The organism is Aquimarina atlantica, from assembly GCF_000626715.1.
GTDB lineage: Bacteria > Bacteroidota > Bacteroidia > Flavobacteriales > Flavobacteriaceae > Aquimarina > Aquimarina atlantica.
The window spans coordinates 268,932-286,302 of the sequence record NZ_AQRA01000003.1 but is presented as its reverse complement, the minus strand read 5'-3'; the positions used below and the strand labels follow the sequence as shown (position 1 = coordinate 286,302).

13 protein-coding genes are annotated in these 17,371 nt (G+C 32.5%); 10 read left to right on the top strand and 3 right to left on the bottom strand.

Translation table 11 applies throughout. The features are described from left to right. Positions 1–37 precede the first annotated feature (37 nt). On the bottom strand, positions 38–1,279 hold the full coding sequence (locus tag ATO12_RS07870; protein WP_034241010.1) for a 3-deoxy-D-manno-octulosonic acid transferase: 1,242 nt from the start codon (positions 1,277–1,279) through the stop codon (positions 38–40). 105 nt (positions 1,280–1,384) lie between these two features. On the opposite strand from ATO12_RS07870, the gene ATO12_RS07865 reads away from it, so the two are divergent. The 4 genes from ATO12_RS07865 (at position 1,385) to ATO12_RS07850 (ending at position 10,418) form a co-directional block, all read left to right on the top strand. Next, positions 1,385–2,530 carry a DegT/DnrJ/EryC1/StrS family aminotransferase gene (locus ATO12_RS07865; RefSeq protein ID WP_034241008.1) on the top strand — a complete coding sequence of 382 codons (1,146 nt, stop codon included), beginning with the start codon at positions 1,385–1,387 and terminating at the stop codon, positions 2,528–2,530. Between the two features lie 151 nt (positions 2,531–2,681). Then, complete coding sequence (locus tag ATO12_RS07860) at positions 2,682–5,582, top strand: DEAD/DEAH box helicase (RefSeq protein ID WP_034241005.1); 2,901 nt, start codon at positions 2,682–2,684, stop codon at positions 5,580–5,582. A gap of 373 nt (positions 5,583–5,955) precedes the next feature. Beyond that, positions 5,956–9,978: a chemotaxis protein CheB gene (locus ATO12_RS24685; RefSeq protein ID WP_051575682.1), complete on the top strand. Its 4,023-nt coding sequence runs from the start codon at positions 5,956–5,958 to the stop codon at positions 9,976–9,978. Further along, positions 9,975–10,418 (top strand): response regulator, encoded by a 444-nt coding sequence (locus tag ATO12_RS07850; protein WP_034241003.1) that lies wholly within the window; start codon positions 9,975–9,977, stop codon positions 10,416–10,418. Before ATO12_RS24685 ends, ATO12_RS07850 begins: the two co-directional genes overlap by 4 nt. Before the next feature lie 63 nt (positions 10,419–10,481). Here ATO12_RS07850 and ATO12_RS07845 read toward each other — a convergent pair whose 3' ends face one another. Then, positions 10,482–10,928: a BLUF domain-containing protein gene (locus ATO12_RS07845; RefSeq protein WP_051575681.1), complete on the bottom strand. Its 447-nt coding sequence runs from the start codon at positions 10,926–10,928 to the stop codon at positions 10,482–10,484. A 284-nt stretch (positions 10,929–11,212) separates the two neighbouring features. Between ATO12_RS07845 and ATO12_RS07840 the strand changes: the two genes are divergently transcribed. After that, positions 11,213–12,487, top strand: a complete 1,275-nt coding sequence (locus ATO12_RS07840; protein WP_034241001.1) for a metal-dependent hydrolase family protein — start codon at positions 11,213–11,215, stop codon at positions 12,485–12,487. Positions 12,488–12,493: 6 nt separating this feature from the next. Continuing rightward, positions 12,494–13,234 carry a phosphodiester glycosidase family protein gene (locus ATO12_RS07835; RefSeq protein WP_034240998.1) on the top strand — a complete coding sequence of 247 codons (741 nt, stop codon included), beginning with the start codon at positions 12,494–12,496 and terminating at the stop codon, positions 13,232–13,234. 161 nt (positions 13,235–13,395) lie between these two features. Here ATO12_RS07835 and ATO12_RS07830 read toward each other — a convergent pair whose 3' ends face one another. Then, positions 13,396–13,668: a hypothetical protein gene (locus ATO12_RS07830; RefSeq protein WP_131248791.1), complete on the bottom strand. Its 273-nt coding sequence runs from the start codon at positions 13,666–13,668 to the stop codon at positions 13,396–13,398. A 269-nt stretch (positions 13,669–13,937) separates the two neighbouring features. On the opposite strand from ATO12_RS07830, the gene ATO12_RS07825 reads away from it, so the two are divergent. The 4 genes from ATO12_RS07825 to ATO12_RS24680 all read left to right on the top strand — a co-directional run bounded on the left by ATO12_RS07825 (position 13,938) and on the right by ATO12_RS24680 (position 17,323). Next, complete coding sequence (locus ATO12_RS07825) at positions 13,938–14,573, top strand: LysE family translocator (protein WP_034240995.1); 636 nt, start codon at positions 13,938–13,940, stop codon at positions 14,571–14,573. A 60-nt stretch (positions 14,574–14,633) separates the two neighbouring features. Continuing rightward, positions 14,634–15,641 carry a sensor histidine kinase gene (locus tag ATO12_RS07820; protein WP_034240992.1) on the top strand — a complete coding sequence of 336 codons (1,008 nt, stop codon included), beginning with the start codon at positions 14,634–14,636 and terminating at the stop codon, positions 15,639–15,641. 19 nt (positions 15,642–15,660) lie between these two features. Then, positions 15,661–16,428, top strand: coding sequence for a LytR/AlgR family response regulator transcription factor (locus tag ATO12_RS07815; protein ID WP_034240990.1), 768 nt, complete (start codon positions 15,661–15,663; stop codon positions 16,426–16,428). A 130-nt stretch (positions 16,429–16,558) separates the two neighbouring features. Beyond that, complete coding sequence (locus ATO12_RS24680; protein ID WP_131248790.1) at positions 16,559–17,323, top strand: hypothetical protein; 765 nt, start codon at positions 16,559–16,561, stop codon at positions 17,321–17,323. Positions 17,324–17,371: the final 48 nt, after the last annotated feature.

The following is a 17,371-nucleotide window of genomic DNA, read 5'->3' as shown; positions in this document are numbered from 1 at the left end:
AAAAGCGCTATTCTTTGTTGTTTTAATAGTTTTCGCTCTAATTAATTTTCTTGATCAAATACTCCATAATCATTGCCGTAGCCCCGGTATTACTATTAATAAAGTGACCAGAAATCATTCCTGTTTTTTCTCTAAACTTTTTATCCTCGACAAGCTTATTTAGTACCTGGTTAAATTCACCAGCACTTGAAACCGAAAATAGCCCAGCCAATTTTTGAAGCTGCTTGGCTTCTCTAAATTTTTCGAAATTTTTACCGATAACAATAGGGATTCCGAAAGTTGCTGGTTCTAAAATATTATGTAATCCTCCCGTTCCCATAGCTCCACCAACATATGCTATATCTGCGTAACTATATATTCTAGACAAATATCCGATAGTATTCATAATAAATACCTGTTGATCTCTCAGCACTATTCCTTCTTTTTCAGAATATAAAACGGTTTTCTTTTTGATCTTTCGTTTTAATGTATTTGTGCTATTATCTTTTATTTCATGAGGAGCAATAATAAAACAAACCTTATCCGAAGCTTCGTTTATATAGTCTATAAAAATTTCTTCGTCTTCTGGCCATGAGCTTCCCATTACTATACAAAGTCGCTCATTAATAAATTCTGAAATAAAATCAACATGATTATCCATTTCTATTTGGTGTGACACACGATCAAAGCGCGTATCTCCACTCAACGTAACGTTAGCAAAACCTTGTTTTTCTATTAGTGTTTGTGATATTTTATCCTGAACAAAAAAGTGATCTACGGTTTGTAATGTTTTTCTCATAAAGCCACCATACCATTTAAAAAATGCCTGATCTTCTCTAAATGTAGCAGATATAAATACCGCTGGAATATTTCTGTTTTGTAATACTTTTAGATAATTAGGCCAAAACTCATATTTTACAAAGACCGCAAGTTCGGGTTTTACCAATTGAATAAACCGAATAGCATTTGCATTGGTATCCATAGGCAGATATACAATAATATCAGCCAGCGTGCTATTTTTTTTAGCTTCGTAACCAGAAGGGGAAAAAAAAGTAACTAATACTTTATGATCCGGATACCTTTTCTTTAGCTCTTCTATTACAGGAACACCTTGCTCATATTCTCCCAAAGATGCACAATGAAACCAAAGAATACGATCTTGAGTAGGAAAATACTGCTCCAGAGTTTCGAAAACTACTTTCCTTCCATTGGCAAATAATTTAAGTTTAGGACTTAATAGACCTATTATTGGAAGTATACTATTAAATATTGCAATAAAGATGTTATATAAAATCCCCAAAAATGATAATTTTTATGAATTGCTAAAATACATTTCTTTTATCTAAAATTACATTGGCAATAGTATCAATATTTTGTACTTTCGTGAGGTTACAATAAAACATTTATGAAGAAGATACAAATGGTTGACCTTAAGGGTCAATATGAACAAATCAAAGAACGCATAGATTCATCTGTTCTCGATGTTGTGCAATCTACAGCTTTTATTAATGGCCCCGAAGTACATAGTTTTCAAAAAGAACTAGAGGATTATCTTGGCGTAAAGCATGTTATCCCTTGTGCAAATGGTACAGATGCATTACAGATTGCTATGATGGGATTAGGTCTACAACCAGGTGATGAAGTAATAACAGCTGATTTTACTTTTGCTGCTACAGTAGAAGTAATTGCATTACTACAGCTTACTCCTGTGCTAGTAGATGTAGAGCCAGATTCTTTTAATATTGATCCCGAAGCTATAAAAAAAGCAATTACTCCTAAGACAAAAGCTATTGTACCTGTACATTTATTTGGGCAGTCTGCCAATATGGATGCAATTATGGCTATTGCCAAAGAGCATGACCTATATGTAATCGAAGATAATGCCCAAGGTATAGGAGGAAGTTACCACTCTAAAGATGGTAGTACTTCAAAATCGGGAACGATTGGTCATGTAGCTTCTACTTCTTTTTTCCCTTCTAAAAATTTGGGGTGTTATGGAGATGGAGGTGCGATCTTTACTAATGATGATGATTTGGCACATATCATAAGAGGAATTGTAAACCATGGAATGTATACGAGATATCATCATGATGTCGTAGGTGTAAATTCTCGTTTGGATTCTATTCAGGCAGCAGTGCTAAGAATAAAGCTTCCTAATCTGGATCGCTATAATGATGCCCGACGAGAGGCAGCAAAAAAATATACGGCAGCTTTTGCCAATCAGGAACATATTATTACTCCTGTTGTAATTGATAAGGAAGACACACATGTGTTTCATCAATATACGCTTAGAGTGATCGATGTAGATCGAGATGCTCTGGTTAAACATCTAAATGATAACGGAATTCCTTGTGGTGTTTACTACCCTATTCCTCTGCACAGTCAAAAAGCATATCAGGACAAACGCTATAATGAAGCCGATTTTCCTATAACCAATCAATTGGTAAAAGAAGTGATTTCTTTACCAATGCATACAGAATTAGATGATGAACAAATTGATTTTATCACCAATACTGTTATCGATTTTGTAGGCAAATCTGTTACAATTTAAAATAGTTAAAAACTAAAAAAAATAAGATAAAATCGAAAAACGTTGAAGAAGAATTTCTTTGATGTTTTTCGATTTTGTTTGAAATGAAGGAAGAAAAAGAAATCTAATCTTCTCGATACCTAATTTAATCTCTTAAACATATTCCTTTTTCATGGATTCACTTTGCATCTGCTATAATCTTGTTGATCATAATTTACCCGAAATCCCACTGTTACCAGAAGCATATGTAGTACCCATAACTAATGGTCATCTTGGTTATGTAGAAAAACAAGCGATTCCCGAAACTTTGGGAAGCTACAATATAGAATTTTTGGGCACTCCTCATGAGCAATTGCTAGACATATGTTCGCATCTAAAAATTAAAACATTAGAGCAACAATTTATGCCTGTAAAAAGGAGAAAAAGTTTACGTTTTTCAGATGTATTAAAAGATCCAAAAATAAAAGAAGTTGTACTTGATTATATAAACAAAAAACTATCTGTTTTCTATTCCTTGATTGTTACCCATCAATATGCGATAACTCGTAATGCTCAAAGAAAAGATCCTTTCGAAAATCATAAATTATCGATTGGTAATACGATACTCAAGCCTATTCTCGAATTCACTAAAACAGATGAAGGTATTGAATATGCTTTCTCTCTAAAAAATAAAGACACACTCATTATTCCTAAAAATAGTGATATTAGTATACTACTTAATGAGCCTTCCTGGATTATTGTAGATAAATACCTATATCAAATTGAAAACCTAAACGCTAATAAATTAAAACCCTTTTTTGATAAAGAAAAAATTACTATTGCCCATAAACATATCAAAATTTACCTGGAAAAAGTAATCATCCCAATAATCAAAAATATAGATGTTATAACTCATGGTTTTGATATTATTACCCATAAAAACATAACATCTTATAGTATAGAAATCATCCAGGATTTTATCCAGAACACTTATGTTGCTAAGGTCACTTTTGAGTACAATACAATTCTTTTTGATTATAATAGTACAAAAACTACAGTTTCTAATGTACGTCTAGAAAATGATGATCAAATTCAGATTATCCAAACCAAACGTGATCCAGAAGCCGAACAAGAAATTATTAGTCTACTCACATCCAAAGGGCTGCAGGTTAGTAACAATTTACTATTAGAAGCCAAAGCTTCTGATGATCCTTTTGAAATTCTAAATTGGTTAAAATTGAATAAAGCTCAATTAGAAGCCGATGGATTTGAGATAAAACTACCTATATTGGATGACAGAACGGTTACTATTGCTCCATATACCATCGAAATCGGTAGTAAACAAGAGAACGATTGGTTTGATATTAAAGGAATTGTTACTATCGGAGATCAGGAAATTCCTTTTTCAAAATTTATACCGTATATCAAGCAAAATAATCGTTTTTTTCCAATAGATGAAGATGATGTTTTTGTTATTCCTAACGAGTGGATGACACGATATAAAAAGCTTGTAGATTTTGGTCAGATTCAAGATAAAAGTGTACGTATCACCAAAAGTAATTACATCTTGTTAAAAGATATAATTCCGCCAGAAGAAACTAGTATAGAAGACGCTACCAGTTATCATTATGAACCATCATCAAAACTTAAAGCAACATTACGTCCTTATCAAGAAGAAGGAGTGCAGTGGTTAGTTAATCATCATTATAATAAATTAGGCGCATGCTTAGCAGATGACATGGGGTTAGGAAAAACTTTGCAAACCATTGCAATGCTGATATATGCAAAAGAACAGCTAGAACCTGTGGATAAAAAGGTCGAAAAAATTCGGCTAGACCTTTTTAGCGACCCTCTCGAAGTAAAAACCTATCTCAAAGCTCTGATCGTACTCCCCTCTTCTCTGGTATTTAATTGGGCACAGGAGATATTAAAGTTTGCACCACATCTCAATATTGTTAAGTACACAGGTCCTGATCGTAAAAAAATCACTCCATATCTAGAGACTTATGATATTATTCTTACCACCTATACTACGGTATCAAAAGACATTACTGCCTTAGAAAAAATAAATTTCACCTACCTGATCACCGATGAGAGTCAGCAGATCAAAAACAAAGAATCAAAAATATTTCAGGCTATAAACAATATACACACTATTCATAAGATTTCTTTGAGTGGTACACCGATAGAAAATTCATTATCAGATCTTTGGTCTCAGATGGAATTTATTAATCCGGGAATGCTAGGTAGTTATTCATTTTTTAAAGATCGCTTTAAAATCCCAATAGAAAAACACCAGGATCCAGAATGTATCAAAGAATTAAAAACCTTAATAGATCCCTTTATATTAAGAAGAACCAAAGAACAGGTTGCCAAAGATCTTCCCGAGTTATCAGAGCAGACCATATACACAGAAATGCTTACTGAACAGGAAAAGCAATACGAATCTCAGAAATCTGCAGCCAGAAATCTACTCCTAGGTATTGATTCTACCTCAACCAATAAGATTCATATTCTTAATACGTTAACCAAGCTTCGCCAGATCGTAAATCATCCTAAACTTGTAGATGATAAAACAAAAGATCAATCAGGAAAATTTCAGGATGTTACTCATTACCTGAGTACACTGGTTAAATCCAACAAAAAAGTACTTGTGTTCAGTTCTTTTGTATCTCATCTTGGTCTGTATGAGGATTGGTGTACGACAAATAACATTTCCTATCTAACGTTAACCGGGCAAACCAAGAGCACTGATCGAGAAGCTATTGTAAATGATTTTCAGCAAAATGATGATATCAATTTGTTCTTTATTTCATTAAAAGCAGGAGGCGTTGGATTAAACCTTACCAAAGCATCTTATGTAGTATTATTAGATCCCTGGTGGAACCCATTTATCGAGAAACAAGCAATTGCCAGATCTCATCGTATAGGACAAACCAATAATGTGATGGTCACTCGATTTATTACTACAAACACCATCGAAGAAAAAATACTGCAACTACAGGAAAAGAAAAAAGGTTTATCTGATGAGATTATCGATGTTAATGCTATCCCACAATACATAGAACAGAACCTGGATGAGTTGTTAAAGTAATTATATATTTAACCTTAGGGTATTTGCTTGCAGATATGCCATTAGGTATTTTATCATATTTCGACCTAATTAGAATTTGCGAAACTTAAAATACTATAATGTATCACTTCCTGATCTGGGGTATCCCGTAAATAATGTATAAAAATAATGTTGTAATTACTAAGCTATATCATTTCTGATTCACAGTATAAACAAATTTAAAAAAACAGGCAATGGTTTATCCGTAAATCACTTACTGTATGGCAAATAAGTACTCATTATTCCTTTTGTTTGTTCCCGATTTTTTTTACCTTTCTATTAGTCTATCAGTTAAAACACCCCCTCTTTTATTTCTGTGCTATTTTTTTAAATCTTTCATTTAACCTATTTATTTATGAAAAAAGAGTTACCCGAGGTAATTAAAAAGACACAAAAAGATACTTGTCACATTATCGGAATAGGATGTTCTGCAGGAGGGTTAAACGCACTGCAAGATTTTTTTAACTCATGTCCAAGCAACACAGGTTATGCATTTGTTGTTATACAGCACTTATCACCAGATTACAAAAGCCTGATGCCCGAATTATTATCAAGGCATACCAAAATGGTAGTAAGCGAAACTATAGAAGAAAATACTATAGAGCCCAATCATGTGTATCTGATTCCTGGTAATAAAAATATTATAATCCAAGATCAAAAGCTTTGGCTTATTTCTCGTTCTAAACGTAATCAAATCAATTTTTCGATAGATGTTTTCTTCAACTCACTAGCAATAGAACAAAAAGAAAAAGCTATAGGTATCATCCTATCAGGAACGGGATCTGATGGAACCAAGGGAGCTATGGCTATAAAAAAAGCAGGAGGAGTATTATTTGTTCAAAACCCAGAAAACTCTCGCTTTGATGGGATGCCTATGAGTGCTATTTCTAATGGCGTAAGTGATTTTGTCTTAGCCGCAGAAAAAATACCCGATAAATTAATCTCTCACATAGAAAATTTTCAATCTCGCAGTTCTTCTATTTCTTCGATAGATAGCTATCACGATCATGCATCTGTAAATGAGGTTTTAGAGATTTTGAAAAACGATATTGATCATGATTTTTTTTCTTATAAGAAGCCAACACTTTACAGGCGTATATCAAAAAGAATGAAGATGACCAAAAACAAGTCTATTACAGACTATATCGGCTTTTTAGAAAAAGATCCAGAAGAGAAATTTCTCTTAGCCGATGAATTTTTAATTGGTGTAACCTCTTTTTTTAGAGATATTGACGCGTTTAAAGTCATAGAAGAAACAGTAATTCCCGACCTAATAGAGAGAAAAAAAAATGATTCTGGTATCATAAAAATATGGGTTATAGCCTGCTCTACCGGAGAAGAAGCTTATTCTATAGCCATGTTGTTCGAAGAATATTTACTATCAAAAAACTATAGAAATATTGAATACAAAATCTTTGCTACCGATATTGATCAAAGAGCAATAGACATTGCTTCAAAAGGAATTTATGAAATAGATAATCCAGATGTACCCCAGGAAAGATTGATCAAATATTTTATAAAAAAAGGAGAAAAATATCACATATCTCCTTACATCAGACAAAAAATTATTTTCTCTAAACATGATATATTGCATAATCCACCATTTAATAAGCTTGATTTTATTTCTTGTAGAAATATGTTGATATATATGGAGAATACGATTCAACATCAAGTACTAACCACAATTCACTATGCACTAAATCAGGGAGGGTATCTTTTTTTAGGTAGCTCTGAGAGTCTTGGATCACTCGATAGTTTTTTTACAAAAACAGATGTTAGATGGAAAATTTATAACAAAACACATAACAATACTAATAAAGCAATAAGAAGAGAAAAAATAGAAGATTGGAAAATAAATCAGGCCAATTTTGAAGTCTATAAAAGTAGGCGTATAAAACACTCTTTTGAAGAAAAAATAGAACGATCAATAAACCGGACATTGCTAAACGAATTAGGAGCTGTAAGCATCTGCATTGACAAAGATTTTGAGATCATTCAAGCCTTTGGAGATGTTAAAATTTATCTTCACTTTCCTGAAGAAGGGTTCTCTAATAATTTACTAAAAATGCTACCCAATGAATATAGGATTCCTATAATTACAGCAATTAAAAGGTTATCTACAGATACCATTGATGTTGTTAAAAAACAAATAAAATTCTCGCATAAAAAAAATGCTTTAAAAATCATAACTATTGTCATACGCTCTATAAAAATAAAATCGGTTAATTATGAATCTTTTTTGATTACATTTTTAGAAGGAATAGAACGAAAGATAACAAAAGAAGAAAAAAGCTTGTCTATACATAACACTCTTACACAAAAGAGTGATATCGAACAATTAGAGCAGACGCTTAATGAAACCAGGCAAGATTTACAGACTACCATTGAAGAGTTAGAAGCTTCTAACGAAGAAATGCAAATGACCAACGAAGAACTTCTAGCTGCAAATGAAGAATTACAAAGTACCAACGAAGAGTTACAATCTGTAAATGAAGAGTTGCATGCTGTAAATGGTGAATTACAAGAAAAAAACACCTTATTGATCGAGCTAAATTCTGATATGGAAAATTTGGTAAAGAATATCAATATAGGAACAATATTTTTAGATAATGAGTTTAGAATCAGAAAATTTACTCCATCTATCAATGAACATTTTCAATTAAGAATAGAAGATATAGGAAGACCTATTAATCATTTTTCTGGTACGTTAGGAGGCGAAAATCTAGCAGAATATTCAAAAAATGTCATTAAAACATTACAGCCTTATAAAAAAGAAGTTCAAAACTCTTTGGGGATCTGGTTTATGATGGAAATATTTCCGTACAAATATCATAAAGACGTTATAAAAGGAGTAGTTGTTAATTTTATAAATATTCATAACATAAAAACCGTATATGATAAAGAAAAAATAAACGATTTTTTAACCCATGTAATGAATGCCAACCCTGCAACTACATACATATATGACATTCAAAAAAACGAATATAGCTATAGTAGTAGTGAAATTCTTAAGGAAGCTGGATATTCTTCTATGGATATCAGAAAAATAGATTCGAAACTGTTAAAAAAGATCGTACATCCCGATGATTACGCAATGGTATTAAACCATTACAGGAAACTCAAAACAATTAAGAAAAAAGATGTTTTACAAATAGAATATAGAGTAGCACATAAAAATAAAGACACCTATATATGGGTAATGTGTACCGATAAGCTAAATGAAAAAGATAGTAACGGAAAAGTAAAAAATATTCTGGGTGTAATGAATGTAGTGACCAAGGTCAAGGACATGGAGTTGCAGTTAAAAGAAAGCCAGGAACGATATCGACTAGCCATTATGGGATCTGGTGCAGGCCTATGGGAATGGAGTGACTTATCCACCGATAATGCTTGGTGGTCCAAGGAGTTTCAACAGCTACTGGGATATTACTCAGAAAAAAAGCTATCTACTTTTACTTCTTTTATCAAAATGATTCATCGGGATCAAGTGGAAGATTTTCAGGAAAAAATACAGAATCATATTCAAAAAGGAGAGAATTTTGAGCAAGAGCTTAGAATAAAAACAAACAAAAATGGTTATAAATGGTTCTTAATCAATGCGCAACCACAATTAGATGCTAAAGGAGATATTCAAAAAACAGTAGGAACTCTAATGGATATTAATGCCAGAAAAGAAGCCGAAAATAGGATGAATGAGCTTAATACAGAATTAGAACGATTCGCGTATCTGGCGAGTCATGACTTAAAAGAACCTTTACGAACCATTTCAAGTTTCACTAAACTTTTTAAAGAAGAATATCGAGAACATTTTGATGATAACGCTAAACAGTATTTAGAATTTATAGAAAATGCTTCTAAGCGTATGATCACATTAACCAATGATTTGCTTATTTACTCACAATTAGATGATAAGTCGTTAAATTTTCAACCGGTTGATATCAACATACTAATATCAGAAATACTCGAAGATCTTCGGCAAAATATTGAAGAAAACAATGCTGTGATTAATTGCGATAAATTACCTGTAATTGTCTGCGATATGGTTCAGATTCGTCAGCTCTTCCAGAATTTAATAACCAATAGCTTAAAATATCAAAATAACAATCAACCAAGAATTGATATCGGCTTTGAAGAAAAGCGTGCATATTTCTTGTTTTTTATTAAAGATAATGGGATAGGTATCGATCCAAAGTATCATAAACAAATCTTTGAAGTGTTTAAACGACTTCATGGTCGAAATGATTATGACGGGACGGGTATTGGTCTTGCCAATTGCAAAAGAATTATAGACAACCACAAGGGAAACATTTGGGTAAATTCTTCCCTGGGAGAAGGAGCTGTTTTCTATTTCACAATTCTTAAAGCTAATAAACAATGAAAAAAATAAATTGCATATTATTAGTAGACGACAGCCCTTCTACTAATTTTTTTAATAAAAAGATGATTCAAATAACCAATATAGCTCATGAGGTCCATGATGTTTATAATGGGATTGAAGCTCTTGATTACATACACAAAAAAGGTAAATTTAAAGAGACTAACTCGCAAAAAGAATTCCCAAAACCTAATATAATCTTTTTAGACATAAATATGCCCCTTATGGATGGTTTTGAATTTTTAGAACATTATTCTAAAATACCTAAAGAAAAGCGTGCCGAAATGATTATTGTATTTCTTACCACTTCTAATTGGAGTAAAGATAAAATGAAAGCTTTTGATACCAGTATGATCCATGATTATATAGAAAAACCATTAGAACAAAGTAAATTGCTTGCCATAGCAGCGTATTATAATTCTAAATTTATGATCAGTCTTTGATACAAAGGCTGATCATAAAATAAATCAAGTCGTCATTGCATTAACGTTTATATAACGCATTTCTTAGCCATAAGAATAAGAAAGTTTTTTTCTAAACCCAGATAATTTATCAATCATACGCCAGGTACTTTCACTATTCATATCCATACCATTCTTCTTTCCACAATGCACCATATAGTCCATTAGGACATTTTCCATATTGATCTGAATCAAAGAAGATTTTGTTAATTGCTGCATATGCCAGGTAGGAAATTTTCGACTTATGATATCTGTAGTGGTTTCAACATTTAACACCACATGCCTCTTATCTCTCTTTATGTTATCAATAAGTACATCAACAACCGTATTTTCTCCTTCTATATATTGCAAAAAGTGTCCTTTTTCAAAATACAAATATCCCGTTATACCATGTTGCGCATTGCAATCTGAAGCAGTCTCTGCCAGTTGTTTTAGATCATCAGCACTAAAATCAATGGCAGCTTTACTCACATATACTATTCCTTTTATCATATTTATTTAAGTTGGTTAGACAAAACTATTTTAAATTTAATCATTTTACTTTCAATAACATACAAAACAACACATGAATTATTTATTAGTGATATATTAATTTCATCATCAAACAACAAGGGCTTTCTTTAGGAAATAATTGATGCAATGTCATAATAAACTATTTCTATATTTCTAAAAGAAATCATAATCATCCTCTTAATCACAACAATTTATTTTAAATTGTTCCTTTTGTATATTCAAAACTCAATTTTAATTTATAGTAATTTTTCACACTATCACACATGAAATATCTATACACCATACTTTTTATATGTATAAGCACAACCATTTTTGCTCAAAACACCTATTTACAATGCGGAAAACTAGTTGATACCAAAGCAGGTAAAGTTCTTACCGAAAAAACGATTGTCGTTTCTGGAAATAAAATTATTAAAGTAGAAAATGGCTTTGTTACTGGTAAAAAAAACGACATCACTATTGACCTCAAAAATAAAACAGTACTACCTGGCTTGATCGATATGCACGTACATCTAGAAGGCGAAACAAATCCAAAGGCATATTTACAAAAATATACAGATAGCGAAGCAGACATTGCTTTTAATTCGGTTCAGTTTGCAAAAACGACATTAATGGCAGGTTTTACCACAGTGCGAGATTTAGGAGGAAGCGGAGTAAATATTTCGCTTAAAAAAGCAATTAAAAGTGGACGAATAAAAGGCCCAAGGGTATTTACAGCTGGCAAATCCCTGGCTACAACTGGTGGACATGCAGATCCTACCAACGGTAGTAAAAGATCATTAATTGGTGATCCTGGCCCAAAAGAAGGTGTCGTAAATAGTGTCGAAGATGCAAAAAAAGCAGTACGACAACGCTATAAAAATGGTGCTGATCTCATCAAAATTACGGCTACAGGTGGCGTATTAAGTGTCGCAAAAAGTAGTTCTAACCCTCAGTTTACAGTAGAAGAAATTAAGGCGATATGTGAGACTGCAAAAGATTATGGATTTCATGTTGCTGCACATGCACATGGTGATGAAGGAATGCAACGTGCTATTTTAGGAGGTGTAAAAACTATTGAGCACGGCACATTAATGAGTGAAAAAACCATGGATTTAATGAAACAGTACGATGCCTATCTGGTACCTACTATTACTGCCGGAAAAGAAGTTACCGAAAAAGCAGCTATCGATGATTACTACCCTGCTATTATTGTTCCTAAAGCGCTAGAGATTGGGCCAAAAATTCAAAATACATTTAAAAAAGCATATGATCGTGGTGTAGGTATCGCATTTGGGACTGATGCCGGAGTATTTAAACACGGACAAAACGGAAAAGAGTTTGGTTTTATGGTCGAAGCAGGTATGCCTGCAATGGCTGCTTTACAAAGTGCAACGACTACCAACGCTAAAATCCTGAATATGCAAGATCAGATCGGACAAATTACTCCTGGTTATTTAGCCGATATTGTAGCCGTAAATGACGATCCAACCCAAAAAATAAGCACTATGGAGAATGTAGTGTTTGTAATGAAAGATGGGAAAATATATAAGAATTAGTAGATAATGAAAAAACTCATTGGTTCTACTGTACTACTTGCAGCTCTGGTATTATTAACCAGTTTCTTTTTTGTTAAAAAATCAGAAGCTCAGGTTGAAAAATCCAGATTTTTGGGCTATGAGATAAATCCTTTGCAACAAGAATTACATTTCTATTGGAAAAATGAGAACGCTGTGAATTACAAAAGTTTTCAAAATTTAAAATCAACACTTGAAAAAGAAAACAAAGAATTAGTTTTCGCAATGAATGGGGGGATGTTTAATAAAGAGCTATCTCCCCAGGGGCTTTATATTGAAAACGGAGAGACCAAAACCAAAATTGATACATCCCAAAGCGGATATGGTAATTTCTATCTTCAACCCAATGGGGTATTCTATGTAACCAAAAAAAATAAGCCTGTTATTTGTACTACAAAGATATTTACGGGTGGTAAACATATCAAATATGCAACACAATCAGGGCCCATGCTCTTGATTGATGGAAAAATCCATCCTAAATTTAGAAAAGGATCTTCTAATGTTCATATTAGAAACGGAGTAGGAATCTTGCCCAATGGAAATTTACTTTTTGCAATCTCTAATGAGAAAACAAATTTTTATGATTTTGCTTCCTATTTTAAGCAAAACGGTTGCAAAAATGCATTGTATCTCGATGGATTTGTATCCAGAATATACCTCCCTTCTAAAAATCAGAATCAATTAGAGGGAAACTTTGGTGTAATTATAGGAGAAACGAAAGCAAAATAATAGGTTATAGGAGGAAAGGCGTTATAACCTGCACTAAAGTTACACCCAATACAGAAAAAATTGTTGTGCCATAAGGTGCATTTTTCGATAATTTTAATATTGAAGATGGTGTAAAGTTCACCAAGGTTAAATAATAAAAATTAAAATACTTTAGCCCTTGTTTATCCCCCAAAACCATTAAGAATTTTTGCTTTTTGATTTTTTGTATAGAATCCAAAAGTAAATCCCACCGGTTCTACATACACAAAACTTTGTAGCGTGATATCATACTCGATTGGGGCATTTAAAGTTTTCATCGTATTAATAATGCGATACAATTTGGTTTTTGAAATACCTAATTTCGAGATCAGTTCTTCTGGTGATCCTGTAGCTTGCAGGCGAATGAGCTGATCAACTCGCTCTATCAATCGTATTTGCTTTACCATCAAATTCATAACTATAGATTAAAAATGTACACTGTACTACGAAACATTTGAAGTTGGTTTTCTAAATAGTATTCTAGGGTCTTAACATCGTAATCAAAGCGAAATTATGGTTTTTCCGTATCAGAAAAATACAGATATCTGTAAACCAGTTCTATTTTAAATTATATCATAAGGTTTTTTGCATTCGACATTACATATTTGACGTCGATATAATCCGATAATATGCTGAACTGTCAAAAAAACAATACTTTTACCTTATAAACCCGTAATTAAAATATATGATCCCTATCAACGAATTTCTTGTATTTGCTCTTGCCTCATTAATAATGGTACTATCCCCCGGACCTAATATGATCTATCTTATTTCGAGGTCCTTATCCCAGGGCAGACAAGCGGGAATCATCTCGCTTTTTGGAGTGATCTGCGGATTTCTATTTCATATTCTTATGGTATCGTTTGGGTTAACTGCCATCTTTTTTGCTGTGCCTTATGCTTTTGTGATTGTTAAATTCCTGGGAGTTGGTTATTTATTATACCTAGCCTACAATACTATTAGATCTGGCGGTACTAAAATCTTTGATACCGATCGTTCTTTAAAAAAAGACAAACCTTTTAAATTATTTAATATCGGGCTTCTCACCAATGTACTCAACCCAAAAATGGCATTGTTTTATTTATCCTTTTTTCCGCAATTTATCAAACCAGAATACGGATCAATTTTGGGGCAAAGTTTTCAATTAGGAATTATGCAGATTATTATTAGTTTTTCAATCAATTTTCTTATTGTTATTTCGGCAGCAAAAATGGCGGGATGGTTTGCAAAAAACCCATTATGGGTAAGAGTGCAAAAATGGTTTATGGCTTCTGTGTTAACAGGATTGGCCGTAAAAATAGCTTTCGCAAAAGCGAAATAATAAACGTAAGATCAAAAAGTGAAAATATCCTATTTGGTTTGAATATTATCTTTGTAATCTATGACGTACTTAAAACTTAATACATCAGATTATAAACTTCTGGTTTTTTATTTTGTTCTGGCTACCCTCTGGGATATGGCTCGATACTATATTTTGGACATGGCATTATTACAATATCTGGTAAACATGCCTCTGTTTTGGGTAAAAACTATTATCCTGCTATTTCTTTTTAAATATCTTATCACAGAATTACTGGTTAAAAACAAAAAATATCTTCTGTTTTTTATGCTGGCACTAGCAAGTGTTATTTTAGTTGGATTTGGGTCTCTTCTTCTTGAGTTTTGGTCCTCGGGTAATCCACTTACTTTTTCTAATATGCATCCTCTTTTATTATTTAAAAGTTACTACAATTCTGCCGTAGATATTGCCATACCATTGGGGTTATTAATGGGCAAAAAGTATTACGAAAACTTTATAAAAGTAAATCAGATTGAAAAAGAACAACGAGAAACAGAACTCAAGCTATTACGATCCCAATTTGATCCTCATTTTTTGTTTAATAGTTTAAATACTACTGATGCTTTAATTGATACTTCCCCACAAAAAGCAAAAGCATATATAGCGCGATTGGCTGCATTATATCGACACCTCATCCAGACCAAAGATCAGGAAGTTGTTTCTCTCGAAGAAGAAATACAACTAGCCGAAAACTACTTCTTTTTGATTAAAACACGATTTGGACATTCTTATGAATTTAAAATACCAGAAACCAACTTACCAAAAGACAAGTATTTACCTACTGGTGCTTTACAGACTGTTATCGAAAATGTTGTAAAACACAATAAACCAACGAATGATCAAATCATTACTACACAAATCACGATTACCGAAGATAATATCCTGGTCAAAAACAATATTTCTAACACCATAGAAACAAATCATTCTTCGGGAAGTGGTCTACAAAACATAAAAAAACGGTATCTTTTACTCTCAGATAGAGAGGTTACTATTGAAGAAGATAACATATACTTTACGGTTTCGTTACCACTATTAACCTTAAAAGAATAATACAATACCCCTCGATACTATGCATATTCTGATTTTGGAAGATGAAATTCCGGCTTACGAAAAACTCGAACTATATCTCAGCGATTATTTTGAGTCACATCTTACTTTGAATTGGTCCAGATCAGTACATGAAGCCTCTGTCTTGTTATCTAAACATCGCTATGATTTAATCCTTTCTGATATTCAATTATTAGATGGTAATGCATTTGATCTCTTTGATCAAATACCTATATCCTCTCCTGTTATTTTTTGTACTGCTTATGATACATTTCTATTAGATGCTTTTAAAACTAATGGCATTGCATATATCCTAAAACCCTATTCGAAAGAAGAACTTTCCGAAGCACTTCGTAAATATGAAACCCTTATTGCATTGCCAAAAAACACAGCTTCGGTAGACCAAAATGTTTTTAAAGAGCTTAGAGAATTAATGACTCCCGAAAAAAAACAATTCCTAAAACGTTTTGTGATCAAAAAAGGAAATGGTATCAAGTTAATCGATACCAATACAATATCTCTGATTGAGGCATATGGAGATTTCTGTAAGATCACAGATACTCATGGTAACATACACAGAGCAACGCAAAAAATAGGTACACTAACCGATCAGCTAGATCCCAAAGTCTTTTTTAGAATTAACAGAAGTCAAATGGTGAACATCAATCATATCAAAGCAATGGACAGTCATAGTAAAAACAGACTATTGATTATCCTTGATGGAGTTGAACAAAGTGTAATTACAAGCTCGAGTACCACTTCTGCATTCAGAAAATGGGTGCAATTCTAATCCCAAAAGAACACTTCATTATTCAACAGTAAAAAGAAACGCTTTACTGGTTTTTTATCCCAACTCATCACTATTTTAAGATGAGCTTTTGGACTACATGCTATATTTAACTCAGGTTATTACTAAAAATATGAGAAATATAATTGTAGTCGTATTGATTAGTTTTTTAATGTACCAGGGATTTGGGCAAGAAAACGAGTCATATTCTAAATTGTTAAAAGAAGCCTGGGATTTATATCAAAAAAAAGAATTCTATACAGCAGGACAAAAATACACAGAAGCATTTTCTGTTTTAGGCCATCAATCAAACATGTCTGACAAAGAAATTTCTAATCGATTTAATGCAGCATGTGCCTGGGCATTAGCAAAAGAGCCTGATGCAGCATTTGTACAACTATTCAAAATAGCAAGAAGCGGAAAATTCTCTGATCACAATCAATTAACCAGTGATAATGATTTAAAATTTCTATACACCGACCCAAGATGGAAAGAAGTCACAGATATCGTAGCAGTCGAATATGAAAAAGTTAAACCTTTATCCAAAGAAGCATTAAAATCAATTTTCAAAAAATATAAAAACGCATATCAAAAAGTCTTCAAAAAAGGATCTACAGTAGCAGATGTAGACTTTTTATACAGTTTTTACACAACAGATTTTGAATATAATCATCCGGGCTATGGTGGCGTGTATTCTAGAGAGCTACTTTATAACAATACCATTAAATATCTAAAAAAAGGAGCATATGATAATTCTCCAAAAACTACATTAGTAAATATCATTGTTGGGTTAAATGCTATTGTTATAGAAAAATTACGAGAGCATGAGACCGAGAGTACAATGACACTTATAAAATTTAGAAAAGATAAAATCTACTATATCGAAGAATATTGGTAATCATAAATTAACCATGATATCTGGTATTAAAAACAAATCAATTATTAA

What these genes read in the sequence shown, in the direction of transcription:
- ATO12_RS07865 (WP_034241008.1), top strand. Translation starts at nt 1,385, where the DNA reads ATGAAGAAGATACAAATGGTTGACCTTAAGGGTCAATATGAACAAATC.
- ATO12_RS07860 (WP_034241005.1), top strand. Translation starts at nt 2,682, where the DNA reads ATGGATTCACTTTGCATCTGCTATAATCTTGTTGATCATAATTTACCC.
- ATO12_RS24685 (WP_051575682.1), top strand. Translation starts at nt 5,956, where the DNA reads ATGAAAAAAGAGTTACCCGAGGTAATTAAAAAGACACAAAAAGATACT.
- ATO12_RS07850 (WP_034241003.1), top strand. Translation starts at nt 9,975, where the DNA reads ATGAAAAAAATAAATTGCATATTATTAGTAGACGACAGCCCTTCTACT.
- ATO12_RS07845 (WP_051575681.1), bottom strand. Translation starts at nt 10,928, where the DNA reads ATGATAAAAGGAATAGTATATGTGAGTAAAGCTGCCATTGATTTTAGT.
- ATO12_RS07840 (WP_034241001.1), top strand. Translation starts at nt 11,213, where the DNA reads ATGAAATATCTATACACCATACTTTTTATATGTATAAGCACAACCATT.
- ATO12_RS07835 (WP_034240998.1), top strand. Translation starts at nt 12,494, where the DNA reads ATGAAAAAACTCATTGGTTCTACTGTACTACTTGCAGCTCTGGTATTA.
- ATO12_RS07830 (WP_131248791.1), bottom strand. Translation starts at nt 13,668, where the DNA reads ATGAATTTGATGGTAAAGCAAATACGATTGATAGAGCGAGTTGATCAG.
- ATO12_RS07825 (WP_034240995.1), top strand. Translation starts at nt 13,938, where the DNA reads ATGATCCCTATCAACGAATTTCTTGTATTTGCTCTTGCCTCATTAATA.
- ATO12_RS07820 (WP_034240992.1), top strand. Translation starts at nt 14,634, where the DNA reads ATGACGTACTTAAAACTTAATACATCAGATTATAAACTTCTGGTTTTT.
- ATO12_RS07815 (WP_034240990.1), top strand. Translation starts at nt 15,661, where the DNA reads ATGCATATTCTGATTTTGGAAGATGAAATTCCGGCTTACGAAAAACTC.
- ATO12_RS24680 (WP_131248790.1), top strand. Translation starts at nt 16,559, where the DNA reads ATGAGAAATATAATTGTAGTCGTATTGATTAGTTTTTTAATGTACCAG.